At 73.3% G+C, this 24,077-nt stretch carries 20 protein-coding genes; 10 read left to right on the top strand and 10 right to left on the bottom strand.

The annotated features are described in order from the left end of the window. The first annotated feature begins 93 nt into the window (after nt 1–93). Nucleotides 94–1,884: a GMC family oxidoreductase N-terminal domain-containing protein gene (locus IE316_RS21315; protein WP_190206030.1), complete on the top strand. Its 1,791-nt coding sequence runs from the start codon at nt 94–96 to the stop codon at nt 1,882–1,884. Between the two features lie 264 nt (nt 1,885–2,148). Here IE316_RS21315 and IE316_RS21310 read toward each other — a convergent pair whose 3' ends face one another. Further along, a complete protein-coding gene (locus IE316_RS21310) occupies nt 2,149–2,505 on the bottom strand; it encodes a chorismate mutase (RefSeq protein ID WP_229910504.1) in 357 nt (118 codons plus the stop codon). A 366-nt stretch (nt 2,506–2,871) separates the two neighbouring features. Here IE316_RS21310 and guaA point away from each other — a divergent pair, with 366 nt between their 5' ends. Further along, nucleotides 2,872–4,455 (top strand): glutamine-hydrolyzing GMP synthase, encoded by a 1,584-nt coding sequence (gene guaA, locus IE316_RS21305; protein WP_190206029.1) that lies wholly within the window; start codon nt 2,872–2,874, stop codon nt 4,453–4,455. A 3-nt stretch (nt 4,456–4,458) separates the two neighbouring features. On the opposite strand, the gene IE316_RS21300 is transcribed toward guaA, so the two are convergent. Then, complete coding sequence (locus tag IE316_RS21300; RefSeq protein WP_190206028.1) at nt 4,459–4,944, bottom strand: pyridoxamine 5'-phosphate oxidase family protein; 486 nt, start codon at nt 4,942–4,944, stop codon at nt 4,459–4,461. A 151-nt stretch (nt 4,945–5,095) separates the two neighbouring features. On the opposite strand from IE316_RS21300, the gene IE316_RS21295 reads away from it, so the two are divergent. Beyond that, the gene (locus tag IE316_RS21295; RefSeq protein WP_190206027.1) at nt 5,096–5,899 is read left to right on the top strand and encodes a class II aldolase/adducin family protein; all 804 of its coding nucleotides are present in this window, start codon (nt 5,096–5,098) and stop codon (nt 5,897–5,899) included. Nucleotides 5,900–6,038: 139 nt separating this feature from the next. Here IE316_RS21295 and IE316_RS21290 read toward each other — a convergent pair whose 3' ends face one another. Next, the gene (locus IE316_RS21290; protein WP_190206026.1) at nt 6,039–6,962 is read right to left on the bottom strand and encodes a DUF4429 domain-containing protein; all 924 of its coding nucleotides are present in this window, start codon (nt 6,960–6,962) and stop codon (nt 6,039–6,041) included. 178 nt (nt 6,963–7,140) lie between these two features. On the opposite strand from IE316_RS21290, the gene IE316_RS21285 reads away from it, so the two are divergent. Then, nucleotides 7,141–8,415 carry a hypothetical protein gene (locus IE316_RS21285; protein WP_190206025.1) on the top strand — a complete coding sequence of 425 codons (1,275 nt, stop codon included), beginning with the start codon at nt 7,141–7,143 and terminating at the stop codon, nt 8,413–8,415. Nucleotides 8,416–8,715: 300 nt separating this feature from the next. Beyond that, on the top strand, nt 8,716–9,237 hold the full coding sequence (locus IE316_RS21280) for a DoxX family membrane protein (RefSeq protein ID WP_190206024.1): 522 nt from the start codon (nt 8,716–8,718) through the stop codon (nt 9,235–9,237). Nucleotides 9,238–9,339: 102 nt separating this feature from the next. Here the strand turns inward: IE316_RS21280 and IE316_RS21275 are convergent, their stop codons facing one another. Together IE316_RS21275 and IE316_RS21270 are read right to left on the bottom strand one after the other, a co-directional pair. After that, a complete protein-coding gene (locus IE316_RS21275; protein WP_190206023.1) occupies nt 9,340–9,600 on the bottom strand; it encodes a hypothetical protein in 261 nt (86 codons plus the stop codon). Further along, nucleotides 9,587–10,972, bottom strand: a complete 1,386-nt coding sequence (locus IE316_RS21270) for a PspC domain-containing protein (protein ID WP_190206022.1) — start codon at nt 10,970–10,972, stop codon at nt 9,587–9,589. Before IE316_RS21270 ends, IE316_RS21275 begins: the two co-directional genes overlap by 14 nt. A 179-nt stretch (nt 10,973–11,151) precedes the next feature. On the opposite strand from IE316_RS21270, the gene IE316_RS21265 reads away from it, so the two are divergent. After that, nucleotides 11,152–12,444 carry an ATP-binding protein gene (locus IE316_RS21265; protein ID WP_190206021.1) on the top strand — a complete coding sequence of 431 codons (1,293 nt, stop codon included), beginning with the start codon at nt 11,152–11,154 and terminating at the stop codon, nt 12,442–12,444. Then, nucleotides 12,441–13,160: a LuxR C-terminal-related transcriptional regulator gene (locus IE316_RS21260; protein WP_190206020.1), complete on the top strand. Its 720-nt coding sequence runs from the start codon at nt 12,441–12,443 to the stop codon at nt 13,158–13,160. The genes IE316_RS21265 and IE316_RS21260 overlap by 4 nt, the downstream gene beginning before the upstream one ends. 43 nt (nt 13,161–13,203) lie before the next feature. On the opposite strand, the gene IE316_RS21255 is transcribed toward IE316_RS21260, so the two are convergent. Then, nucleotides 13,204–14,265 (bottom strand): C40 family peptidase, encoded by a 1,062-nt coding sequence (locus tag IE316_RS21255; RefSeq protein ID WP_190206019.1) that lies wholly within the window; start codon nt 14,263–14,265, stop codon nt 13,204–13,206. A 446-nt stretch (nt 14,266–14,711) separates the two neighbouring features. Here IE316_RS21255 and IE316_RS21250 point away from each other — a divergent pair, with 446 nt between their 5' ends. Beyond that, nucleotides 14,712–15,065: a hypothetical protein gene (locus tag IE316_RS21250; protein ID WP_190206018.1), complete on the top strand. Its 354-nt coding sequence runs from the start codon at nt 14,712–14,714 to the stop codon at nt 15,063–15,065. Here the strand turns inward: IE316_RS21250 and IE316_RS21245 are convergent. Together IE316_RS21245 and IE316_RS21240 are read right to left on the bottom strand one after the other, a co-directional pair. Beyond that, complete coding sequence (locus IE316_RS21245; RefSeq protein WP_190206017.1) at nt 15,043–16,029, bottom strand: tellurite resistance/C4-dicarboxylate transporter family protein; 987 nt, start codon at nt 16,027–16,029, stop codon at nt 15,043–15,045. The genes IE316_RS21250 and IE316_RS21245 overlap by 23 nt on opposite strands. Before the next feature lie 26 nt (nt 16,030–16,055). Next, nucleotides 16,056–17,231 (bottom strand): C40 family peptidase, encoded by a 1,176-nt coding sequence (locus IE316_RS21240; protein ID WP_190206016.1) that lies wholly within the window; start codon nt 17,229–17,231, stop codon nt 16,056–16,058. A 438-nt stretch (nt 17,232–17,669) separates the two neighbouring features. On the opposite strand from IE316_RS21240, the gene pcrA reads away from it, so the two are divergent. Beyond that, nucleotides 17,670–20,156: a DNA helicase PcrA gene (gene pcrA, locus IE316_RS21235; RefSeq protein WP_190206015.1), complete on the top strand. Its 2,487-nt coding sequence runs from the start codon at nt 17,670–17,672 to the stop codon at nt 20,154–20,156. A gap of 16 nt (nt 20,157–20,172) precedes the next feature. Here the strand turns inward: pcrA and IE316_RS21230 are convergent, their stop codons facing one another. Then, nucleotides 20,173–21,753: a M23 family metallopeptidase gene (locus IE316_RS21230; RefSeq protein WP_190206014.1), complete on the bottom strand. Its 1,581-nt coding sequence runs from the start codon at nt 21,751–21,753 to the stop codon at nt 20,173–20,175. A gap of 232 nt (nt 21,754–21,985) precedes the next feature. Then, nucleotides 21,986–22,912 carry an esterase/lipase family protein gene (locus IE316_RS21225; RefSeq protein ID WP_190206013.1) on the bottom strand — a complete coding sequence of 309 codons (927 nt, stop codon included), beginning with the start codon at nt 22,910–22,912 and terminating at the stop codon, nt 21,986–21,988. A gap of 726 nt (nt 22,913–23,638) precedes the next feature. Here IE316_RS21225 and icmB point away from each other — a divergent pair. Further along, a complete protein-coding gene (gene icmB, locus IE316_RS21220) occupies nt 23,639–24,055 on the top strand; it encodes a coenzyme B12-dependent isobutyryl CoA mutase small subunit (protein WP_190206012.1) in 417 nt (138 codons plus the stop codon). Nucleotides 24,056–24,077 lie beyond the last annotated feature (22 nt).

The following is a 24,077-nucleotide window of genomic DNA, read 5'->3' as shown; positions in this document are numbered from 1 at the left end:
CCTGAGGGGCGCGGGCCGCATCGCATACGCGGCTCCGCGCCGGAGCGCGAGCCACCACGGACAAGCCGCACGCGAACTCGACGAGGAGACCCCGTGCCCCAGGACGCATACGACTACGACGTCATCGTCGTCGGCTCCGGCTTCGGCGGCTCCGTGTCCGCCCTCCGCCTGACCGAGAAGGGCTACAAGGTCGGCGTCCTGGAGGCCGGCCGCCGCTTCACCCCCCAGACGCTGCCGAAGACCTCCTGGGACCTGAAGAACTACCTCTGGGCCCCCAGGCTCGGCATGTACGGCCTCCAGCGCATCCATCTGCTCGGCAATGTCATGGTCCTGGCAGGCGCGGGCGTCGGCGGCGGCTCGCTCAACTACGCCAACACCCTCTACGTCCCGCCGAAACCGTTCTTCGACGATCCCCAGTGGCGGGACATCACCGACTGGCAGGACGAGCTGGCGCCGTACTACGACCAGGCCCGGCGGATGCTCGGGGTCCGGCTCAACCCGACGATGACCCCGTCCGACGTGCACCTCAAGGCCGCCGCCGAGCGGATGGGCTGCGGCGACACCTTCCACCTGGCGCCGGTCGGCGTCTTCTTCGGCGACGGCGAGGACGCCGACGGGTCGGTCCGGGCCAGGCCGGGGCAGCGGGTCCCCGACCCGTACTTCGGCGGCGCGGGCCCCGAGCGGCGGGCCTGCCGCGAGTGCGGCGAGTGCATGACCGGCTGCCGGCACGGCGCGAAGAACACCCTCAACGAGAACTACCTCTACCTCGCCGAGAAGGCCGGCGCGGTCGTGCACCCGATGACGACGGTCGTCTCCGTCACCGACGACTCCCGCGGCGGGTACGCCGTCGCCACCCTCCCCACCGACCGCAAGGGCAAGGCACCCGGCCGCACCTACACCGCCCGCCGGGTCGTCCTCGCGGCCGGCACCTACGGCACCCAGACCCTGCTGCACCGGATGAAGGCCGGCGGCCAGCTCCCGTACATATCCGACCGGCTCGGCGCGCTGACCCGCACCAACTCCGAGGCCCTGGTCGGCGCCCAGACCGACGACCGCCGCTACCGCAAGGCCACCGGCGCGCCCCGGGCCGACTTCACCCGCGGCGTCGCCATCACCTCCTCGATCCACCCGGACCCCAGCACCCACATCGAGCCGGTCCGGTACGGCAAGGGCTCCAACTCGATGGGCAGCCTGTCGATCCTCCAGGTCCCCTACGCCGGGCAGACCGCCACCGGCACCTCCCGCGTCCTCGGCTTCCTCGCCCACGCGGCCCGGCACCCCGTGCTGGTGCTGCGCTCGCTGTCCAACCGCCGCTGGTCGGAGCGGACCATCATCGGCCTGGTCATGCAGTCGCTGGACAACTCCCTGACGACGTACCTGAAACCGGCGGGCGTCGGCAAGGGCCTGCTCACCGCCCGCCAGGGCCACGGCTCGCCCAACCCCAAGCAGATCGAGGCGGCCACCGAGGGCGCCACCGCGCTCGCCGCCGAGATCAACGGCTTCCCCGGCTCCAACGTCGGCGAGCTGATGGGCACCCCGCTCACCGCGCACTTCCTCGGCGGCTGCCCGATCGGCGCCTCCCGCGAGACCGGCGTGATCGACCCGTACCACCGGCTCTACGGCCACCCGGGGATCTCGGTCGTGGACGGCGCCGCGGTCTCCGCCAACCTCGGCGTCAACCCGTCGCTGACGATCACGGCCCAGGCCGAGCGGGCGATGTCGTTCTGGCCCAACAAGGGGGACACCGACCCGCGCCCGGCGCAGGGGCGTCCGTACGAGCGGCTGAGCCCGGTCGAGCCCAGGACGCCGGCGGTCCCGGCGGACGCGTTCGGCGCGCTGCGGCTGCCGTTCCTGGGGGTGCCGACGGTGCCGCCGCGCACCTGACGGGGGCAGGGAGGCGACGAAGGGGCGGCCGGCCCCGGGCGTCCCCGGGACCGGCCGTTCTCTCGGTGACCGGGCTGCTGTCCCCTGCCGTCCGGTCACATGCCTGGGGCGAGGTCCCACGACGCACGGCACGATCCGTACGTCTCATCGCCCCAGCGAGCCACGCGTGGTTCTGCGCGCCCGCCCCTGGCTGGCGCGGACACCGGTACCAACGAAGCGGCGCCGGGGCGGTCACGCGCCGTACGGGTGAGAGCGGGGGTGAACTCAGATGCGACCGCGGCACAGCTCCAGCAGGGTCATGGCGAGGGCCGTGCCCGGCTTGCCGAGGGCGTCCCGGTAGTGGCCGAGGACCTCCATCTCGCGGGCCAGGTTCACCCGCCGCCCGCCGGAGGTGATGCGGGCCTCCTGGATGACGGCCGAGACGGCCATGCGTTCCTGGATCAGGCCGATGATCCGGTCGTCCAGCGCGTCGATGCGCTCCCGGGCGCCGGTGATCACACCGGCCGCCTCGGGGGTGCGCGCGCCGGTCGCGTCGGACCGGGTGGGGACGGGCACGCCCGGTGCGGTCGGTGCGGTCGTCGTACCCGGTGCGGTCGTGTGGGACGGGGTCGGGACGGTCATGTCGGGGGCTCCTCGCCGGTCGGTGCGGGGCCCCGGGACGACGGTCCGGGAAACGCCAGGCGCCCCGGGCCTTGTCGGCCCGGGGCGCCTGGGAAGTCGCTCGTCAGTAGCTCAAGCGGCACGACCATGGCAGCCGGCGGGCCGGTCGCCATAGGTAAACACGAAGGTCGGGTGCGTGAGCATGGCCCCAGTATGCCGCCCGCGCGGACGGCGTCCAAGCCGGGTCGCATGGTGAGACGCGGGGGCGCCCCGGGGCGGTTGCGCGCCCCGGCCGGTGGCCGCCCGCGGAGGGCGGAGCGTCCCCGGCCCGCGCCTCGGTAGAATCGGTAAGCACAAGACCCCCGCCCGACCGCCGGAAGGCACCCCGTGTCATCAGCGTCCCCCGCTGCCAGCGCCGCCCCCGACACCGTCCTGGTCGTCGACTTCGGCGCGCAGTACGCCCAGCTCATCGCCCGTCGCGTCCGCGAGGCGCGGGTCTACAGCGAGATCGTGCCGAGCACCATGCCGGTCGAGGAGATCCTCGCCAGGAACCCGGCGGCGATAATCCTCTCCGGCGGCCCCTCGTCGGTCTACGAGGAGGGCGCCCCGACCGTCGACCCCGCCCTGTTCGAGGCCGGCGTCCCCGTCTTCGGCATGTGCTACGGCTTCCAGCTCATGGCGCAGACCCTCGGCGGCACCGTCGACAACACCGGCGCCCGCGAGTACGGCCGTACCGGCCTGGCCGTCTCCAAGCCGTCCTCCACCCTCTTCGAGGGCACCCCGGAGGAGCAGGCGGTCTGGATGTCGCACGGCGACGCCTGCTCCGCCGCCCCCGACGGCTTCACCGTCACGGCCTCCACGGACGTCGTCCCGGTCGCCGCGTTCGAGAACGACGAGAAGAAGCTGTACGGCGTCCAGTACCACCCCGAGGTGATGCACTCCACCCACGGTCAGCAGGTGCTGGAGCACTTCCTGTACCGCGGCGCGGGCCTCCGCCCGGACTGGACCACCGGCAATGTGATCGACGAGCAGGTCGCCGCGATCCGCGAGCTGGTCGGCGACAAGCGCGCCATCTGCGGGCTGTCCGGCGGCGTGGACTCCGCGGTCGCCGCCGCGCTGGTCCAGAAGGCCATCGGCTCCCAGCTCACCTGCGTCTACGTCGACCACGGCCTGATGCGCAAGGGCGAGACCGAGCAGGTCGAGAAGGACTTCGTGGCCGCCACGGGCGTACAGCTCAAGGTCGTGGACGCCGCCGAGCGGTTCCTGAACGCGCTCAAGGGGGTCACCGACCCCGAGGAGAAGCGGAAGATCATCGGCCGCGAGTTCATCCGGGTCTTCGAGCAGGCCCAGGCCGAGATCATCGCCGACCAGGGCCCGGCCGTGGAGTTCCTGGTCCAGGGCACCCTCTACCCGGACGTCGTCGAGTCCGGCGGCGGCACCGGCGCCGCCAACATCAAGTCCCACCACAATGTCGGCGGCCTCCCGGAGGACCTGGAGTTCCGGCTGATCGAACCGCTGCGCAAGCTGTTCAAGGACGAGGTCCGGATGGTCGGCCAGGAGCTGGGCCTGCCCGAGGAGATCGTCCACCGGCAGCCGTTCCCGGGGCCCGGCCTCGGCATCCGGATCGTCGGCGAGGTCACCAAGGAGCGGCTCGACCTGCTCCGCGAGGCCGACGCCATCGCCCGCGAGGAGCTGACGGCGGCCGGCCTCGACCGCGACATCTGGCAGTGCCCGGTGGTCCTCCTCGCCGACGTCCGCTCGGTCGGCGTCCAGGGCGACGGCCGCACCTACGGCCACCCGATCGTGCTGCGGCCGGTCTCCTCCGAGGACGCCATGACGGCCGACTGGTCCCGCCTGCCGTACGACGTGCTGTCCCGGATCTCGACCCGGATCACCAACGAGGTCAAGGACGTCAACCGCGTCGTCCTCGACGTCACCAGCAAGCCGCCGGGGACCATCGAGTGGGAGTGACCCCTAGGCGCGTCTGAGCACGCGCACCGGTCGGCCGGGCCGCCAGACCTGGAGGACGAGGTACCTGTCGTCCTCGACGAAGGTCCGGGTGATCTCGGTCAGCTCGGTCCGGAAGAGGTGGAACGGCTCCGGCGGTTCCACCTCTTTCGCGTACCCGGCCTTGACCGCCGGGTCCTCGACCTCGACGGCCCGCCCGCTGATCCGGACGTCGCCGCCGCCCATGCCGGTGCCGTCGCCGGGGTTGGCCTGGAGCGCGAAGCGCGGATCGCGGCGCAGGTCGAGCGCCTTGCGGGAGTCGGGCATCATGCCGAGCCACAGCTCGCCGCCGAGGAACCGGACCTCCAGGCCGGTGGTGCGGGGCGAGCCGTCCCCGCGCAGGGTCGCCAGCACATGGTGCCGGTAGGCGCCGAACCGCCGTTCGACGGTGGCGGCCAGATCGGGTTCGGCGGCGGCGAAGGTGCCCCAGTTCGCTGTCGTGGTGCCAGTCATGCCACCGAGTCTGTCCCCGATACCGGACACCCTCTGTCGGGTTTCTGCTCCGCGGTCCCGGTCCGCGCCCATCTTTACGGAACAGAACTGTCCTCCCCGGCTCACCGGCGGTACCTTCCGCCCCGTGAACCAACCCAGTGCCGGAGGACCCATGCACGGGACGCCCGGGGCGACTCCGCCCCCGCCGCTGCCCACCGACAGACTCCAGTTCGCGATGCCGCCGATGCACGACTCGGTCGAGGCGGAACGCCGGCACCGCAAGGAACGCCTCGCGGGCGCACTGCGGATCTTCGGGCGGTACGGGCTGGAGGACGGGGTCTCCGGGCACATCACCGCCCGCGACCCCGAGTTCAGCGACTGCTTCTGGGTGAATCCGTTCGGGCTGCCGTTCAAGCACGTCACGGTGAGCGACCTGGTGCTGGCCAACGCCGAGGGCCAGGTCGTCGAGGGCCGCTACCACGTCAACCAGGCCGCGTTCACCGTCCACTCCCAGGTGCACGCCGCCCGGCCCGACGTGGTCGCCGTCGCCCACTGCCACTCGGTGCACGGCCGGGCCCTCGCCGCCCTCGGCGACCTGCTGGACCCCATCACCCAGGAGAGCTGCGCCTTCTACGAGGACCACGCCCTGTACGACAGCTACAGCGGGGTCACCGTCGACGCCGAGGAGGGACGGCGGATCGCCTCGGTGCTCGGCAGTCGCAAGGCGCTGGTGCTGCGCAACCACGGGCTGCTGACGGTCGGCGACTCGGTGGACGCCGCGGCCTGGTGGTTCCTGTCGATGGAACGGTCCTGCCAGGTCCAGCTCACCGCGCGGGCGGCGGGCCGCCCGGTGCTGATCGACCACCGGCAGGCCACGGCCACCCGGGAGCAGACCGGCGGCGACCTGATGGCCTGGATCAACTACCAGCCGCTCTGGCAGGACATCAGCCGCAGCGAACCCGACCTGCTGAGCTGACGCCCACAGCGCAGCCGACGCGGGCTGACTTGACGGCCGCAGCGCAGCCGACGCGGGCTGAGTTGACGGCCGCAGCGCAGCCGACGCGGGCTGAGCTGACGGCCGCAGCGGACCCGACGCGCGCGGAGCTGACGCCCGCTCAGAAGTCCCGTAGCACCGCTGCCTTGGTCCGTGCGAACTCCTCGTCCGTCAGCACCCCGTCCCGGTGCAACTGCCCCAGCTCCCGCAGCCTGCGCAGCAGTACGTCGTGGTGGTCGGCCCGCGGCGGCGGCACGGCCGGGGCCCGGCGCGCGGCGCCGCCGGCCTCGCCGGGGTGTGCGGCGGCACCTGCTTCGCCGGGGTGTGCGGCGGCGCAGGCCGAGGGGTGCGGCAACCGGGCGGTGACCGCCGCCGCGACCAGCGCGGTGAGCAGATCCCGCCGGGCACTGCCCCACAGATCCAGCGCGTAGGGGTCCTTGTCCGGCGGCAGCTTGGCGAACACCGTCTCCCGGGTGACGAACCTGAGGAAACCGTCCTCGTGGCCGGAGTTGGGCAGCCACTCCACCTGCACCAGATCGGCCAGGGCGATGATCCGCGGGCCGGTGGCCCGCTTGACCCGGCCGGAGGTCTCCGCCCAGTCGATCCGCACCCGCGTACCGTCGAAGGAGACCAGGCCGTCCGAGGATCGGACCGCGACCGGGACCGGCGGCCCCGGCAGCAGATAGCTCCCGACCGGCTCCTGCGGCACACCGTCGAGCAGCAGCGCGTGCCGGATCTCCTCGGCGACGTACTCCGCGACCCCCGCCCGGTCGGTGTCCACCGCCAGCCGGTACGGGTCCGCCGCGTCCGGCAGCCGGCCCCCGGTCGCCTGGAGCAGCGGATCGGCGCCCTCGCGCAGCCGCAACCGCAGCCTCCCGCGCCTGCGATCGGCCTCGAAGACCACACCCGACACGGCGTCCAGCGGCACCGCGATCTCCCCGTACGTCTGCCGGAACAGCGGCACCGAGCGGTGCAGACCCGGCGTGATCCGGACCGTGCTGCCGTCGAAGGCCCAGGTCCCGTCGCGCTGGATGATCTCGGCCATGGGGAAATTCTCGCAGCCGGGTCAACACGGCGGACCTGATGTCACTCGCGGCGGGCCCCGGGCGCCGGGGGTGCCCGACGCGCACGGGCCCGGATAGGGCACAATTCGCTGTCGTCCCACGGGAGTTGCGGGGGAGACGCGGGCTCGGGCCCAGGGGTGCGGAAGGTGGACGTCGGGCGTGGCGGTGCAGGAGGCGGGACACGGTGGCGCGGGCGCGCACGGGGGCGGGTGCACCTGCGGGGACTGCCCGCACGGCGCCCGCGCGGGACATCGGCGCGCGGTCGCCGAGTTCCTGCGCAGACGGGAGGAGTTCGCCGCCGGGCAGGGGTTGCCGGCCGCGGTCGCCCACTCGGCGTCGGCGTCCCGGCAGTGGGTCTCCGAGGCGCTGACCCAGTCCGCCGAACTCGTCGCCGAACGCCGCCGGGCCGAGGGCGAGGCATGGCTGACGGGGCTCTGGCGCCGCACGGTCGGCGCGGTGTGGGCGGCGGTCGTGGTGCTGCTGCTCGTGCAGGCGCTCACCGCGGTCGGCGCGAGCTGGACGCCCGCGCGGACCGCCGGGCTGCTGGCGGCACTGCTCGTGGCCGGGGCGCTGACCGCGGCCTCCTGGTTCCACCGGGCGCGCGGCGGGGCACTGGCCCCGGTCATCGGTGAGGACAACCGGCTGTCGACCTCCCGCGCGGTGGCGGCGGCCTGGGTGCTCTTCGTCGGGTACGCCGTACTGGTGCTGGCCGGGCAGTTGGCGCTGGCCTCCGGGCCCGGCGAGCGGGACGCCCTGATCTCCGGCCTGGAACTGCGCCGGGGCGCCGGCGTGGTCACCGTCCTGGCCGTCGTCTGCGCCATCGCCGTGCTGGTACGCCGGGTCGTCGGCCTGCGTGTCCTCGCCCAGCGGCTGCAGAAGGTGCCCGCCGACCGCCCCCGCGCGGCCGACCTCCTGACCGACGACTCGGGCCGCGGCACCTTCGCCGACATCCAGTACGTGGTGATCGGCGCGGTCGCCCTGGTCTTCGCGGCGGTCCGGCTGGCGCGGCGCCCCGGACAGTTGCCCGACCTGCCGTGGGGGCTGGCGGTCCTGGTGCTGGTCTCGGCGGCCACCTACCTGGCCGGCAAGTACGCCGAGGGCGGCCGGCCGGTCATCCTCTCCGTGGTCCGGGCCCGCGAGGCCGGTGCCCTGGACGGCCCCATCCGCACCGGCGACGACATCGAGATCCGCGGCGCCGGCTTCGTCCCCCCGGGCGCCCAGAGCGCCGACCGGCTCTCCCGCATGGTCGTCCGCATCGGTCCCGTCAACGTCCACGTCCCCCTCGTCCCCGTCCCGGGCGGTTTCAGCAACCCCACCGACACCCTCCTCACCGTCCCGGTCCCGGCCGATGTGGAACCGGGCCGCGTCGACATCCAGGTGATCACCGCGGCCGGAGTCGAGACCAACCGCTGCACGGTGGATGTGACGGACTGACCCTCCCGTAGCCGCCGGACCGGTCCGCGCCACGCGCCCGTCGGCCGGCCGGCCCCCGGGACCACGGGAGCGGCAGGTGAGGGGAGAGGCGACCAGCACGAGCGACCGGCACGGGCGACCGGGGCGGGCGGCTGGCACGGGCGACCGGGGCGGGCGGCTGGGACACCACCGCGAACGAGGGTGAGAATCCCCTGTCGATCACCCGATGAGCATGGCCCCCACCCGCTGCGTATGGTCTCGTGAGGAGGTCTTGTCTCGGCACCCGCGGAGCGATAGGCGGCCCCACCCATGACCCATGGCATGCGCACCCACACCCACAGACCCCACCTCGGCGGAGGCGGACGCGACTGGCGCGACGGTGCCACCCGGTACGCCCTGCTCCCCCTCCGTCTCTTCCTCGGCGTCACCTTCCTCTACGCCGGCCTCGACAAGCTCACCGACAGCGCCTTCCTGCAGGACACCGGAACCGGCTCCGTCGGCAGCATGATGCGGACCGTCCGCGACTCCTCCGCCATCCCCGCACTCGTCGACCTGGCCCTGAAGAGCCCGGTCGGCTTCGGCTACGCCATCGCCCTCGGCGAGATCGCCGTCGGCATCGGCACCCTGCTCGGCCTGCTCGGCCGGCTCGCCGCGCTCGGCGGCGCCCTGATCTCGCTCAGCCTGTGGCTGACCGTGAGCTGGGCCACCGACCCGTACTACTACGGCAACGACCTCGCCTACCTCATGGCCTGGATCCCCCTCGTCCTCGCCGGCACACCGCTGCTCTCCCTGGACGCCCGCCTCCATGCCCGCCGCCGGCAGCGGACCGGCGGCTACCGCTAGCGGCGATCTGCGCGATCCGAGCGATCTGAGCGCCTGAACCAGGGAAGCGTCGGCGGCAGGTCCGGGAGGAGGGTCGGCAGCAGGGAGTGCGGTCCGCCGAGGTCACTGGGGACGGGCGTCGGCCCCCGTGTCCGCCGGTGGCCGGTCGGCGGACGACCGGGTCGCGGTCCGGCGGCGTCGCCGGATGCCCCGGGTGAGGACGGCGACCGCGCCCGCGAGGCAGAGGCCGCACACCACGACGGGTATCGACACGAACCACGGCGCGTCCCACAGCCCGCCCGCGTCCCCGGCGTAGACGGCGCCCGCCAGGGTCAGGAAGAGACCGGCGACCAGCCGCCCCGGCTGGAACTCATGACGCAGCACGGCTGACCTCCGCCTGTCCGACGCCGACCTGGAGGTCCAGGTCGAGTGTCCCGGTGCTCTCGCCGCCCCCGGTCGGGGGCAGGGTCACCTGCTTGTGCTTGCCCGGCGCCACGTCCACGTCCTGCTGGTCGTCGCCCGGCAACTGGATGTCCCCCACGCCGACCTCGATGTCCAGCCGCACGGTCACGTCACGCGGCACGATCACCCGTATTCGGCCCGCGCCGACATCGGCCCGGGTGCTGACCGTCTGCCCGTCGCCCACCGTCAGCCGGGACAGGTCGAGGGTGCCGACGCCGCTGCCGATGTCGTACTGCTCCCGCACCTGTGCGACCGAGGCGGGTCGCCAGTCGGCGCGCGCCCAGTGGGTGCCGATGTTGCTGGGCAGGGCGGCCGACGCGGCGAGCAGGCCCGCGGTGACCACCGCCCAGAAGATCGAACCGATGCCGGTCCGCCCGAGGAACGCGCTGACCGCGATGCCCAGCCCGAAGATCACCAGTGCGCAGGACAGCCCCGTCTGAAGGCTGCTGCCCAGCGGGTGGTCGTCCCAGGTCAGATGGGTGGCGAGGCCACCGGCGAGGACGGCGAGCAGGAAGACCGGGCCGCCGATCCGGCGGGCGTCGCGCCGCTTCGGCGGCGTCTCGCGCGGCACCGCACCGGCCGCGGGGTCGGTGCGCCCGATGGTGATCGCCGCCGCGATGTCCCGGCCGCGGGCGTCCCAGGGCCCCCACAGATACCCCGTGCCCCCGACGTGCGAGCCGTCCTTGACGATGGGGTCGCGCCACCAGGACGGGTACGCGGAGGCGACCGGCGGTGCCTGGGCCTCGGGCGGAGCGTCGGCCACGGCCTGGGCGGCGAGCGGGTCGGGGCCGTGGGCGCCGCGCCGCCGCGACCAGTACCCCGCGCCGGCGAGGAGGAGGGAGAGTATGACGGCGAAGGACAGCACCCCGCCGTTCTCCAGCATGGTGAGGAAGACCCCGCAGCCGACCAGGGCGAAGAGGACGGCCGTCAGCGCCTGACCGTCGACCCGGCCGGTGAGCAGCTTGCGCACCTCGTTCTCGTCCTCGTCGTCGGTCGGGACGAACAGCCAGGCGAAGCCGTAGAAGATCAGACCGAGGCCGCCGGTCGCGGAGAGCACCGCCAGCGTGATCCGGAAGATCACCGGGTCCAGGTCGCACTGCCGGCCCAGCCCGGCGCACACCCCGGCGAGCACCTTGTGCCGCCGGTCCCGGCGGAACGTGTGCGGCGGCCCGGGAACGCCCGGTCCGGGCGCGGTGCCCGCGGCGGGCGCGGCGCCGCGCGGCCCGGCACCCGGCGGCGGGTGCGGGCCGGAGCCGGGTCCCGGACCCGTCGCGGCGTGCTCGTGTTCTGTCATGCGTCCATGGTGGCGGGCGCGAAGCCCCGGCGGCAGTCGGGACGACCCTGGTCGGACCCTGAGATCGGCCCCGAGCCGGGACCCGGGAGGCGTTCGACGGCGGCGCCGCCGGAAGATCAGGGGAGTCTTAGGGACCGACCCTGATGCCCGGGCCGTCGCGCCGTGTGACCATCATTGGCATGCCGGAAGCCGCAGCAGCGCCCATCGCCGAACCGCGGCCGTCGCGCAAGCTCTACCGCAGCAGCGACGGACGCTGGCTCGGTGGTGTGGCGCGGGGGCTCGCCGGGCACCTCGGGCTGCCCGTGATCTGGGTGCGGCTCGTCTTCGTCGGCCTGTTCATGGCCGACGGCCTCGGCGCGCTGCTGTACGCGGCGTTCTGGTTCTTCGTGCCGCTCGGCGTCGGCGGGGTCGAGACCCAGCGGCCCCCGTCCCTGGTCTCCACCGGCACCTCGCCCGACGGCCGCCGCAGACTGGTCACCCGCAAACCGGACAAGGGGCAGATCGTCGCCCTGCTCCTCATGGTCGTGGTGGCCATGATCTTCGTGGGCAGTGTCGACCTCGGCGGCGGCGCCAGGGTGTACCTGTGGCCGGCCGTGCTGGTCGGCGCGGGCGTCGCCCTGGTCTGGCGGCAGGCGGACAACGCCCGCCGGGCCCGCTGGGCCGAGGTCGGCCGCCACCGGCGCACGGTCACGCTGCTGCGCACCGGCGGCGGTGTGCTGCTGGTGACGGCCGGTGTCACCGGCGTCTTCGTCCTCCAGGGCTCCGCCGCCCACCTCGGCTCCGTCCTCCAGGCGGCCCTCGCCGTCCTGGTCGGCACGACGCTGCTGGCCGGTCCGTATCTCGTCCGGATGACGCAGGACCTCTCCGAGGAACGCCTGATGCGCATCCGCGCGCAGGAGCGGGCCGAAGTCGCCGCGCACGTCCACGACTCGGTGCTGCACACCCTGACCCTGATCCAGCGCAACGCGGACCAGCCGGGCGAGGTGCGCCGCCTCGCCCGCGCCCAGGAGCGCGACCTGCGCGCCTGGCTCTACCGACCGGAGGGCAACGGCAAGGACGAGGACGACGAGCCCACCACCCTCGCCGAGGCCGTGAAGCGCAACGCGGCCGAGGTGGAGGACCAGCACGGCGTCCCCATAGAGGTCGTCGTCGTCGGCGACTGCCCGCTCGACGAAGGGACCGGGGCACAGATGCAGGCCGCGCGCGAAGCGATGGTGAACGCCGCCAAGTACGGTGGCCAGGGCGGCGCCGTACAGGTCTACGCCGAAGTCGAGGGCAGGACGGTCTTCGTGTCCGTCCGGGACCGCGGCCCCGGCTTCGACCTCGACTCGATACCCGCCGACCGCATGGGTGTCAGAGAATCGATCATCGGCCGGATGGAGCGCAACGGGGGCACGGCGCGGCTGCGCGCGGTGCCCGGCGGCGGCACGGAGGTCGAGCTGGAGATGGAGAGGGCGGAGAAGACGTCATGAGCGACCCGACCGAGGGGACCGCGGAGTCCGGCGCACCGGCCGGCGGCGCGGGGGCACGCCACGTGCGCGTGGTCCTCGTCGACGACCACCGGATGTTCCGTACCGGAGTGCAGGCCGAGATCGGCCAGACCGCGCAGACCGGTGTCGAGGTGGTCGGGGAGGCCGCCGACGTCGACCAGGCGGTCACGGTCATCACCGCGACCCGGCCCGAGGTGGTCCTCCTCGACGTGCATCTGCCGGGCGGCGGCGGGGTGGAAGTGCTGCGCCGCTGCGCCCCGTTGATGGCCGACGCCGAGCGGCCGGTCCGGTTCCTCGCGCTGTCCGTCTCGGACGCGGCGGAGGACGTGATCGGCGTGATCCGCGGCGGCGCCCGGGGGTACGTCACCAAGACCATCACCGGCACGGACCTCGTCGACTCCATCTTCCGGGTCCAGGAGGGCGACGCGGTGTTCTCCCCGCGGCTGGCCGGCTTCGTCCTGGACGCGTTCGCCTCCACCGACGCCCCGCCGGTCGACGAGGACCTCGACCGGCTCACCCAGCGGGAGCGCGAGGTGCTGCGCCTGATCGCCCGCGGCTACGCGTACAAGGAGATCGCCAAGCAACTGTTCATCTCCGTCAAGACGGTCGAGTCCCATGTCTCGGCGGTCCTGCGCAAGCTGCAGTTGTCCAACCGCCATGAGCTGACCAGATGGGCGACGGCCCGGCGGCTGGTCTGACCCACCCGTCCGCGCGCACCCCACCCGCGCACCCCGCCCCCGCTCACACCACCCGCGTCGCCCCGGCGAACGGCATCTGGTCGACCGGTGCCAGCCGGACCGGCGCGGCGGGGTTCGGGGCGTGGATCATCCGGCCGTTGCCCACATAGATGCCCACGTGGCTGACGCCGGAGTAGAAGAACACCAGGTCGCCGGGGCGGAGTTCGGTGCGGGAGACACGGCGGCCGGCGCCGATCTGGGCGTAGCTGGTGCGGGGCAGGGAGACGCCCGCGGCGCGGTACGCGGCCTGGACCAGGCCCGAGCAGTCGAAGGCGTCCGGGCCGGTCGCGCCCCAGACGTAGGGGCTGCCGAGCTTGGCGTAGGCGTAGGAGACGGCCGCCGCGGCGCGGGAGTCGGGCACGGCGGGGGCGGCGGGGGTGGCGGCACCGGCGAGGGCGTCCCGGGCGCCCGGGGAGCGGGTGGCGCGGTCGGGGGCGGTGCCGAGGCGGGCGCGCTGCTCGGCGGTCAGCCGGGACAGCAGGCGGCGGGCCTCGGCGAGTTTGCCGGTGACGGTCTCGCGGTGCCGTTTCAGTTCGGCCTTGCGGGAGGTCAGCGAGGTGAGTTCGACGCGGGCGGCGCCGCGCAGCCGTTCGATCTCGCGGAGCTGGGCGCGGACCCGGCCGAGGGCGGCGGCGTGCAGGCTGCCGGCCCGTTCGATCCAGGCGGCCGAGTCGAGGTACTGCTCGGGGTCGGCGGAGAGCGCGAGCTGTACGGCGGGGTCGATCCCGCCGGTGCGGTACTGGGCGGTGGCGACGGGGCCGAGCGCCTCCCGGGCGGCGTTGAGCCGGTCCTGTCCGCGGGCCGTCTCGTCCCGCAGGTCCGTCAGCTTCCGTTCGGCCGCGTCGGCCTTCTCCTTGGCGCCGTTGTACTTCTCGGTGGCCACCTCCGCCTCCCGGTACAGCCGGTCGACTCTGCCCTTGATCTGCTCCGGGGTCGGTTCGGGGGCGGCGTGCCCGGTGCCGGTCCACGCCGTCGCGGTCGCCGCGCCGGCGAGGGCGACGGTGGCGGCGGTGCGGGCGGGTCCGCCGTGCGCCGGGCGCTGCCGGGGTCTGCGGTGTGCTGCCACCGGGGAATCCACGTCCTTCCGTACGACTGCTGTGACGACCCCCGTCGTCCGCGGTCGGCCCGGTGGCGGTCCCGCACAGGGGGACGGGCCGCCACCGGGCCTTCCGGCGGTGATGCCGGCGACCGCCCTTGGCCCGGGCGGCGGTGGGAGCCGGACACCTGGGGGAGGACGCTAGACCGGGGTGCGCCGGGCGGGTGCGGCGATGCGCGGAAGTGACGACAGGGGACCGGTCGTGACCGTATGTGACCAAGAGGGAGGGCAGCAGTCGTTCTCTTCACGCTGAGTGGTGATTGTTGTGTGGGATCGGGCAGCGGGGGAGGGCGGCCGGGTGCTATCGCGCGCCTGTCCGCGTCCCCGGCGGGAGTCGTCCGGGAGTCGTCCGGGGGCCGTCCGGGGGCCGGGGCGGTGTCGGGGGGAGTGCGCACCCCTCGTTAGGCTCCGGCCCCATGGACGTACTCATCCACCTCTTCGTCGGCCTTCACATCATCGGCATCGCGGCGCTGCTCGGCGGCTTCCTCACCCAGATGAAGGCGATGGGCCAGGGCACCGCCCGGTTCGGCCCGGCCATGCTGCACGGCGCGCTGACGATGCTGGTCACGGGGGTGATCCTGGTCGGCCTGAACCAGGCGGACGACCAGTCCGTCAACAACATCAAGATCGGCGTCAAGCTGGCCCTGCTGATCGTGATCCTCGGCCTGGTCTATGTGAAGCGGGACGACGAGAAGGTGGACAAGCCGCTCTTCGGCCTGGTCGGCCTGCTGACCGTGGCGAACATCTTCATCGCCGTGCTGTGGACCTGAGCCGCCCTAGTTCCGCCCTAGCGGAGCCGACCGCCCCCGCGGCCACCGCCAGCCACGCGGCCACCCCGATCCACAGCAGCACCCGGCCCGGCCCCTCCAGCCAGGGCACCTGCACGACGGCGGCGACGGACAGCGTCGCCGCCGCCGTCATGCCCAGCGGGAACACCGTCGACCAGCGCCGCACGTCGTAGCTAAGGCGCGGCCGGAGCACCTCGGCGACGAGCAGCACCGCGTACCAGGCCAGGTCGAGGACGAGCAGGACGACGGTGGCGGTGCGCAGGACGTCGGCGTCGTCCCGGTTCCACAGGTACGGGCCCGCGCCCCCGGCGGCGAGCAGCTTGGACCCGGCCAGCGCCGAGATGGCGAGCGCGCCGCCCGCCACCCAGTGGTCCCCGGCGCCCCGCGTCACCTGCCACGGGTCGAACCGCCACAGGGCGGCGGCGTAGAGCACGAGCCCGAGCCAGAACGGCACCAGGGCCGCGTGCGCCAGCCACGCCGTCGAGGTGACGGCCGCCAGCGTGGCGCCGAGCACCGCCAGGCCCTGGGTGGCCACACAGCCCAGGAACACCGCCCCGGGCATCCGCCGCCCCCAGTGCCGTACCACCAGGACGATCAGCCCCGGCCACAGCACCGTCGCCAGCGCCAGCAGCACCGCCGCCGGGGCCTGCCGGCCGAGCTGCGAGATCCGGGTGCCCAGCACGGTCGTCGCGGCCACCGCGGTGAGCGCGCCCGGCGTGACCGCCCGCGCGAGCCATGTCGCGCGCTCCCGCAGCAGCAGGGTGACGAAGTTCCCGGCCAGCCCCAGCCAGGCGACGCAGGCCAGGACCAGGGCGGCCCGGGACAGCCACTCGTGCCCCGTCAGGTGCAGGCCGACCGAGACGATGCCGGTCGCCATCACCGCGGCCCCGGCCGCCGGTGGACGCCGCGCCCACCAGGCGCGCAGGGAAGTGGTGCCGGACGACATGCGCCGATGCTAGAGAGCGGGACCTGTCAGGCCGGTCGCACCACGCTGTGGATCGACGACTCTCCGTCGTAGTAGACGGATTCCTCACGGACGTACGCGCCCGGCTTCGGGGCGTGGATCATCATGCCGTCGCCGATGTAGAGGCCGACGTGGGAGACGTCGTCGTAGAAGAAGACCAGGTCACCGGGTTGTGCCTGGGAGAGGGGCACGGTGGTGCCGGCGTTCACCTGGTCGTAGGTGGTGCGTGGGAGCGCCACGTCCGCGGCCCGCCAGGCGGCCTGGGTCAGGCCCGAGCAGTCGTACGAGCCGGGTCCCGTGGCGCCCCATACGTACGGTTTGCCGATCTGCGCGCGGGCGAAGGCCAGCGCCTTCCCGGCCGCGGTGGTGTACGAGGCGTCCGGGGCGGTGGTGCCGGAGCCGGCCGGGTCCGGGGTGCCGGGCGTGGCGGTGTGCTCCGCGGCCGGCTGTCCGGCCCGCTCCCGCCGCTCCTCGCGTTCCGCCGCCTGCCGCCGGGCCAGTTCCGCGGCCTTGCGGGCGGCCTCCCGCTGCTTCTTCTTCTCGAGCGCCGCGAGCCGCGCCTTCTCCTCGGCGGTCAGCTCCGAGAGCAGCTTCCGCGCGGTGGTGAGTTTCCGCTGGACCGTGGCCTTGGCCGTCTTCAGGTCCCGTTGCGAGTCGGTCAGCGTCCGCAGGCTCTCGGTGGCCTCCTGGCGCTTCTTCATCGTCCGCGACTGCTGGGTGATGTAGTCGTCGACCGCCTCCTTCTGGCGGCCGGTGAGCCGGTCCATCAGGTGGGTCTGGTCGAAGTAGCCCTGCGGGGTGTCCGCCAGCAGCAGGGTCGCGGTGTCGGGGAGCGAGGCGCCGGAGCGGTACTGGGCGGCGGCGAAGGAGCCCAGCTCCTCGCGCGCGTCGTTCAGCTCCTGGGTGCGCCGGGCCACGTCGTCCAGGAGGGTGTCGACGCGCTCGCGCTGCTTCGTGGTCCGCTCCTTGACCGCGTTGTACTTCTCGGTGGCCGACCCGGCCTGGCGGTACAGGTCGTCGACCTTCTTCCGGACCTCCTCCAGGCTCGGCCGGTCGTCGGCCGGGGCGGCGGTGGCCGTCTGGGAGAGCAGGGCCACGGAGGTGAGGGCCGCCGTGGCCAGGGCGGGGACCCGGATGCCTGCCACGCGCGTGCCGGCGGGACGCGACTTGCGGTGCGACGCCAAGGACGGCGACTCCTTCCGTGCTCCGCCTACCGGGCCGGCCGTGGGGATCCCGGGCGGCTGGTGAGGAGGGAGGCCGCCCACGATCGGTCCGGCCCCGCGAAAGGGGGGTGTGAACCGATTCACCCCAGGTCTTCGGTGAGTCCCCGGTTCCGGGCACGCCGTGGGGCGGCGCGCCGGATGCGGCGGGGGCCGCGCGGCCCGGCGACGTTCGCCGGTGGGGGTCGTGCGGCCCGCCCGCACCGTAGCCAACCGGTGCGGCCCCTGTGAAGATTGACGGGTGATATGCCCGATACATTTTCGTGACCTTGGGTACGGTTGTCACTGACGGTGATTCTCGCTGCCGGGAGCGTGTCCGGCGGCCCGTGCGTGATCCCGTTTCCGGCCGGGTTTCCGAGGCGGCGGCCGGTTGTCGGTGGGGCGCCCTAGACTCGGGGAGCGATGAGCAGCCTCTTTGACGACAGCTTCCTGGCGAGCCTCCAGGCCCCCCGCGGCCACGAGGAGGAGCCTCCGCCACCCCCCGAGGACGACCACGTTTCGGAGCCGATTCCGGACGACCTGTTCGCCGGGAAGTTCGACGCGCCCCCGGACCGGGAGGCGTACTACCGGGACGGCGCCCCCCGCCCGGTGGTCGACTCCGCCGCCCTCCTGGAGGGGCTCAACGACAACCAGCGTGCCGCCGTCGTGCACGCCGGTTCCCCCCTGCTCATCGTGGCCGGCGCGGGCTCCGGCAAGACCCGCGTGCTCACCCACCGCATCGCCTACCTGCTCGCCGAGCGCGGGGTGCACCCCGGCCAGATCCTCGCGATCACCTTCACCAACAAGGCCGCGGGCGAGATGAAGGAGCGCGTCGAGCAGCTCGTCGGCCCGCGGGCGAACGCGATGTGGGTGATGACCTTCCACAGCGCGTGCGTGCGCATTCTGCGCCGCGAGTCCAAGCGGCTCGGCTTCACCTCGTCCTTCTCGATCTACGACGCCGCCGACTCCAAGCGGCTGATGGCGCTGGTCTGCCGCGACCTGGACCTGGACCCGAAGCGGTTCCCGCCGAAGTCCTTCAGCGCCAAGATCAGCAACCTGAAGAACGAGCTGATCGACGAGGAGGACTTCGCCGCCCAGGCCGCCGACGGCTTCGAGAAGACCCTCGCCCAGGCGTACGCGATGTACCAGGCGCGGCTGCGCGAGGCCAACGCCCTCGACTTCGACGACCTGATCATGACGACGGTCAACCTGCTCCGCGCCTTCCCGGACGTCGCCGAGCACTACCGCCGCCGCTTCCGGCACGTCCTGGTCGACGAGTACCAGGACACCAACCACGCGCAGTACGCCCTCGTGCGCGAACTGGTCGGCGGCCTGGCCGAGCACCCGGCCGACGTGCCGCCCGAGGCCGAGGTCCCGCCCGCCGAGCTGTGCGTGGTCGGCGACGCCGACCAGTCGATCTACGCCTTCCGCGGCGCCACCATCCGCAACATCCTCCAGTTCGAGGAGGACTACCCGGACGCCACGACCATCCTGCTGGAGCAGAACTACCGCTCCACCCAGACCATCCTCAGCGCCGCCAACGCGGTCATCGAACGCAACGAGTCGCGCCGCCCCAAGAACCTCTGGACCAACGCCGGCGCCGGCTCTCAGATCACCGGGTACGTCGCCGACACCGAGCACGACGAGGCCCAGTTCGTCGCCGACGAGATAGACCGCCTCACCGACGCGGGCGAGGCCAAGGCCGGCGACGTCGCCGTCTTCTACCGGACCAACGCCCAGTCCCGGGTCTTCGAAGAGGTCTTCATCCGCACCGGCCTGCCCTACAAGGTGGTCGGCGGCGTCCGCTTCTACGAGCGCAAGGAGGTCCGGGACGTCCTGGCCTACCTGCGCGTCCTCGCCAACCCCGAGGACTCGGTGCCGCTGCGCCGCATCCTCAACGTGCCCAAGCGGGGCATCGGCGACCGCGCCGAGGCCATGATCGACGCCCTCGCCCAGCGCGAGAAGATCAGCTTCCCGCAGGCGCTCAGGCGCGTGGACGAGGCGTACGGCATGGCCGCGCGCTCCACCAACGCCGTCAAGCGGTTCAACACGCTGATGGAGGACCTCCGTACCGTCGTGGAGTCCGGCGCCGGACCGGCCACCGTGCTGGAGGCGGTCCTCGAACGCACCGGGTACCTCGCCGAGTTGCAGGCGTCCACCGACCCGCAGGACGAGACCCGTATCGAGAACCTCCAGGAACTCGCCGCCGTCGCCCTGGAGTTCGAGCAGGAGCGCGGCGAGGGCGAGGAGGCCGGGACCCTGGCCGACTTCCTGGAACGGGTCGCGCTGGTCGCCGACTCCGACCAGATCCCGGACGAGGAGGACGGCGACGGCGTCGTCACCCTGATGACGCTGCACACCGCCAAGGGCCTGGAGTTCCCGGTCGTCTTCCTCACCGGCATGGAGGACGGCGTCTTCCCGCACCTGCGCGCCCTCGGCCAGACCAAGGAACTGGAGGAGGAACGCCGCCTGGCGTACGTCGGCATCACCCGCGCCCGCGAACGGCTGTACCTGACCCGCTCCACGATGCGCAGCGCCTGGGGCCAGCCCTCCTACAACCCGCCCTCCCGTTTCCTGGAGGAGATCCCGGCCGCCCACGTGACCTGGAAGCGGACCGGATCGAGCGCCTCCGCCCCGTCCGCCGGGGCGGTCTCCGGGGTCGCGGCCTCCCTGTCGTCCTCGCGCTCCCGGTCCTCCGCGTCCGGCGGCTCCGGGTTCGCCACCAGCCGGGCCGGCGAGAAGCCGACCGTGTCGCTGGCGGTCGGCGACCGGGTCACCCACGACCAGTTCGGCCTCGGCACCGTCGTCGCCGTCAAGGGCACGGGGGCCAACGCGGAGGCGACGATCGACTTCGGCGACACCAAGCCCAAGCGGCTGCTGCTGCGCTACGCGCCGGTGGAGAAGCTCTGACGCGCGGCGGGTGAGGTCAGGTCGGGTCGAGGCCGTGGCTGCGCAGCCACGCCAGCGGGTCGATCGCCGAGCCCCCGGCCGGCCGCACCTCGAAGTGCACGTGCGGCCCGGTCGAGTTGCCCGAGTTACCGGAGTACGCGATCGGGTCCCCGGCCTTCACGGCCGTCCCCGAGGCGACACGGTAGCTGGAGAGGTGGCAGTACCACGTCTCCGTGCCGTCCTTCGCCGTCACGATCATCATGTTCCCGTACGCGCTGTTGTACTGGGTGCGGACCGTGCCGTCGGTCGCGGCCATCACCGTCGTGCCGTACGAGACGGGGAAGTCGATGCCGGAGTGGACGGACATCCAGTTGATGCCGGCCTGGCCGTAGTAGGCGCTGAGCCCGTGCTGCGCCACCGGCAGCGCGAACTTGGGGCGCAGCCGCTCCTTGCGCGCCGCCTCCTGCGCCGCGCGCTTCTTCTCGGCCGCCTGCTCCGCCTTGAGGTCGATGCGCTCCTGGGTGCGGCTGGCCCGGTCGGCGAAGTCGTCGGCGCCGGCGGAGAGGCTGGCGAGCTGGGTGTCCAGCTTGTTGTTGGCGGCGGACGGCTTCACCGGCGTCGCGTCCGGGGCGGCGGCGGCCGCCTCGGTGCCGTCGTCGCCGGTCAGCGTGTTGACGGAGGCGGCGGCGATGCCGGCGACCCCCATCACACAGGCCGAGGGCACGGCGATGGTGAACAGCGCGGACCGCTTGGCCGGGCGGCGGCGGGAGCGGGAGGCGGCGCGGGCACCGGCGCGGGAGGCGGCCGGGGGCGCGTCCTGGGGTGACACGGTCTCCTCCTGGCCGTCGAGGAGCACCTCGACGGCGGGGAGTTCGCCGGTGGCGGTCAGGCCGTGGTCGTCGTGCGGATCCGGGGCGGGGTCCGGGTCGAGGTGCGGGTCCGGGCCGGGGTGCTGGGCGGGTTCCTCGTGCCGGGCCGGTTCGGTGCCGTCCGCGAAGTCCGTGGCGGGGGCGGGCGTGCCGTCGGTGTTCCACTGGGTGGCGTCGTAGGCGCCGGTGTCGAACGTGCCCGCCGCGAAGGTCCCCGTGGCCCACTGCCACTGCTGGGTCGGGTCGGCCGGTTCGCCGGTCCGGTCGTGCCGGCTCCAGTCGCCGGTGTCCCACTGGCCGCTGGTCTCCGGACCGGCGCCCTGCGTCGGAATGGCCGCCGACGGCGGGTAGTCGGCCGTCCAGGCGGTGGTGTCGTAGGCCCCGGTGTCGTAGGCGGCGTGGTGCTGGGCCGCGTACGGGTCGTAGTTCAGTGTCTGCTGGGCGCCGGTGGACCACTGCGCGGAGTCGTACGCGCCGGTCGCGCCGGTCGTGTCGTAGCCGCCGGTGTGCTGCCCGGGGAGGCTGCCGAAGAGCGGGTCGGCGGCGAAGGACCCGGTGTCCAGGGGCTGGGCGGCGTGGGGCTGGGCGGCGGGGGCGCCGGTGGAAAAACCGGTGGCGTCGTACCCGTCGTAAGTGGTGAGGTCGCCGTACGCGGCCTCCTGGGAGCCGTACGACGCGTAGTGCGCCGAGTCGGCGTCGGAGGCCGAGGCCGGGGTGGTCATGGTCCCCGACGGGTGACGGTCGTTCACCAACTTCTCTTTCGCCTCGACAACAGGGGCTGCCAGAGCAGTGCGGCGACTGTACCCGGCGGTATGCGGGCACGACAATCTTCCGCAGGTTTCACGCACGCAGGAAACGGGCAATCGGCCGTGATTTGGCGGTCGGCGGGCGCGAGTTTGACTTGGCGTTCGACCCTTGTTCGAGTTGTCGAGGGCTGCTCGGTCCCCGTCGCGGAGCTTTCGCCGGGCTGTCCGCCTGCTGTCAGGCGACGGTGAGACCCGGGGAGCCGGTGCCGGCCGGGCCGGTGTCGTCGGTCGCGTCGAGGGCCTGCCGTATGCCGGCCGCGACGGCCGGGTGCACCGGCAGCGCCAGGTGACCGACGCCGCTCACCCGCACGTTCCGCGCCGACAGGTCGGGATGGTCCAGGCAGGCCGTCTCCAGCGGGTCCATCATCCGGTCCAGATCGCTCCAGAAGCTGACGAACCGGGTACGGCAGCCCGGCGAGGGCAGCGCCAGCTCCTCGAGCACCGGGGAGCCGGGGCGCATCTGGCGGACGATCGGGTGCGCGTTGGCCAGCGGCACCACCCGGGTGCCGGCGTGCGGGGTGCCGAGGGTCACGAGCATTCGGACGCGGTGGTCACCGCCCAGGCGCTGTATGTAATAGCGGCCGATCAGCCCGCCGAGGCTGTGCCCGACGATGTCGACCTGCCGCGCGCCCGTGCGCTCGCAGATCTCCTCTATGTGCCGGCCCAGCAGCTCCGCGGCGATGCGGATGTCGCAGGTCAGCGGCGAGTAGTTGAGCGAGACGACCTGCTGCCTGCCGTGCTGGGCCAGGCTGCGGCGCAGCAGCAGGAAGACCGAGCGGTTGTCGATGAAGCCGTGCAGCAGGACCACCGGCGGGCGGCTCTCGGCCTGCCTCGGCAGTTGGACGGTGTCCTCCGGGGCCAGCCCCGGACCGGTACCGGCCGGCCCGGACGCCGGGAGGGGGAGGGCGGCCCGGCGTTCCTGCGTCATGCCCGAGGGGTACAGGAGCAGGTGCCCGGCCAGGATCGCGACCTCCAGGGCGGTCGCCTTCAGCAGGGTCAGGGAGAGCCCGGTGAGTCTGCCGGGCAGCGCCGGGACCGGCAGGGCCGGCACAAGTCGCTGACAGAGGGGGAGAAAGGGCTGCGCTGCCCTGGTGACCTTCATCGGTCGACCTCCTGTCAGCACGCGGAGGGACGCCTCTGTCTCCCGTGTGCCCTCATGGAGAGCCGTGACACAGGTGCTGGGTGAGGTGAAGGGGGTTCGCGGAGCGTCTGCCGCGCGGCAGGAAGCGTCTGCCCGTGGTAGGGGCGGCTCCCGCTCGCTCGTTCTCTGCCGCGCGCTTCCCCGTACGCCCAGCGCGCCGCTGACCGGCCGCGATGCTGTGGCTCTCCGTGCGCTCGTCCCCACGAGTCCGCGGAACGTTGCGCGGTGAACGTGTCCCACGTGTGATTTCCCCCTCTGTATCCACCGCGAAACCGCCGGTTGCGGGATGCTGGCGATAACGTTCGTTCACTTCCCCCGGGCGTGGGTGCCGGGCGCCCCGGTCGTGGGGCGGTGCGACGGGCGTACACCGGGCCCGCGCGGGGCATGCACGCTGCGTGAACCGGTACGTCCCGGATGTGCGCGGCGAGTGTGCGGCGGCGCGGCGGTTGCGGCGTGCGTGGCGAGTGCGGCGGGTGTCGTGGTTGCGGCGTGCGTGGCGGTTGCTGCGTCTGGCGCGGCTGCGGCGGGTGTCGCGGGGTACCTCGGTGCCGTCCGCGGGCCGTCCGCGTGGCGTGTGCGGTGGGCGTGGGTCGGGTGGCGTGTGCGGTACTGGCGGTGTCAGAGATGCCGGCGGCACCAGCAGGTCTTGTCGGTACGGATGGATGTAGTCGCTTCATGGAGGCAGTGATGGGTGTGGCAGCCGGTCCGATCCGCGTGGTGGTGGCCAAGCCGGGGCTCGACGGCCACGATCGCGGGGCCAAGGTGATCGCGCGGGCGCTGCGCGACGCCGGTATGGAGGTCATCTACACCGGCCTCCACCAGACCCCCGAGCAGATCGTCGACACCGCGATCCAGGAGGACGCCGACGCGATCGGGCTGTCCATCCTCTCCGGGGCGCACAACACGCTCTTCGCCGCGGTGATCGACCTCCTCAAGGAGCGGGACGCGGAGGACATCCTGGTCTTCGGCGGCGGGATCATCCCCGAGGCGGACATCCCCCCGCTGAAGGAGAAGGGCGTCGCCGAGATCTTCACGCCCGGCGCCACGACGGCGTCCATCGTGGAGTGGGTACGGGAGAACGTGCGCCAGCCCGCGGGGGCGTGACGGGAGACGGCAGCAGGGGCTG

Origin of the sequence: Streptomyces fumanus (genome assembly GCF_014655295.1) — a bacterium.
Taxonomy (GTDB): Bacteria; Actinomycetota; Actinomycetes; order Streptomycetales; family Streptomycetaceae; genus Streptomyces; species Streptomyces fumanus.
The sequence above is the reverse complement of the archived record's forward strand: the minus strand, read 5'-3'. Positions and strand labels throughout refer to the sequence as shown.

Bases quoted from the DNA above. Each gene is read 5' to 3' on its own strand.
- IE316_RS21310 (WP_229910504.1), bottom strand. From the start codon at position 2,505: ATGACCGTCCCGACCCCGTCCCACACGACCGCACCGGGTACGACGACC.
- IE316_RS21300 (WP_190206028.1), bottom strand. From the start codon at position 4,944: ATGACTGGCACCACGACAGCGAACTGGGGCACCTTCGCCGCCGCCGAA.
- IE316_RS21295 (WP_190206027.1), top strand. From the start codon at position 5,096: ATGCACGGGACGCCCGGGGCGACTCCGCCCCCGCCGCTGCCCACCGAC.
- IE316_RS21290 (WP_190206026.1), bottom strand. From the start codon at position 6,962: ATGGCCGAGATCATCCAGCGCGACGGGACCTGGGCCTTCGACGGCAGC.
- IE316_RS21280 (WP_190206024.1), top strand. From the start codon at position 8,716: ATGCGCACCCACACCCACAGACCCCACCTCGGCGGAGGCGGACGCGAC.
- IE316_RS21270 (WP_190206022.1), bottom strand. From the start codon at position 10,972: ATGACAGAACACGAGCACGCCGCGACGGGTCCGGGACCCGGCTCCGGC.
- IE316_RS21265 (WP_190206021.1), top strand. From the start codon at position 11,152: ATGCCGGAAGCCGCAGCAGCGCCCATCGCCGAACCGCGGCCGTCGCGC.
- IE316_RS21260 (WP_190206020.1), top strand. From the start codon at position 12,441: ATGAGCGACCCGACCGAGGGGACCGCGGAGTCCGGCGCACCGGCCGGC.
- IE316_RS21250 (WP_190206018.1), top strand. From the start codon at position 14,712: ATGGACGTACTCATCCACCTCTTCGTCGGCCTTCACATCATCGGCATC.
- IE316_RS21245 (WP_190206017.1), bottom strand. From the start codon at position 16,029: ATGTCGTCCGGCACCACTTCCCTGCGCGCCTGGTGGGCGCGGCGTCCA.
- pcrA (WP_190206015.1), top strand. From the start codon at position 17,670: ATGAGCAGCCTCTTTGACGACAGCTTCCTGGCGAGCCTCCAGGCCCCC.
- IE316_RS21225 (WP_190206013.1), bottom strand. From the start codon at position 22,912: ATGAAGGTCACCAGGGCAGCGCAGCCCTTTCTCCCCCTCTGTCAGCGA.
- icmB (WP_190206012.1), top strand. From the start codon at position 23,639: ATGGGTGTGGCAGCCGGTCCGATCCGCGTGGTGGTGGCCAAGCCGGGG.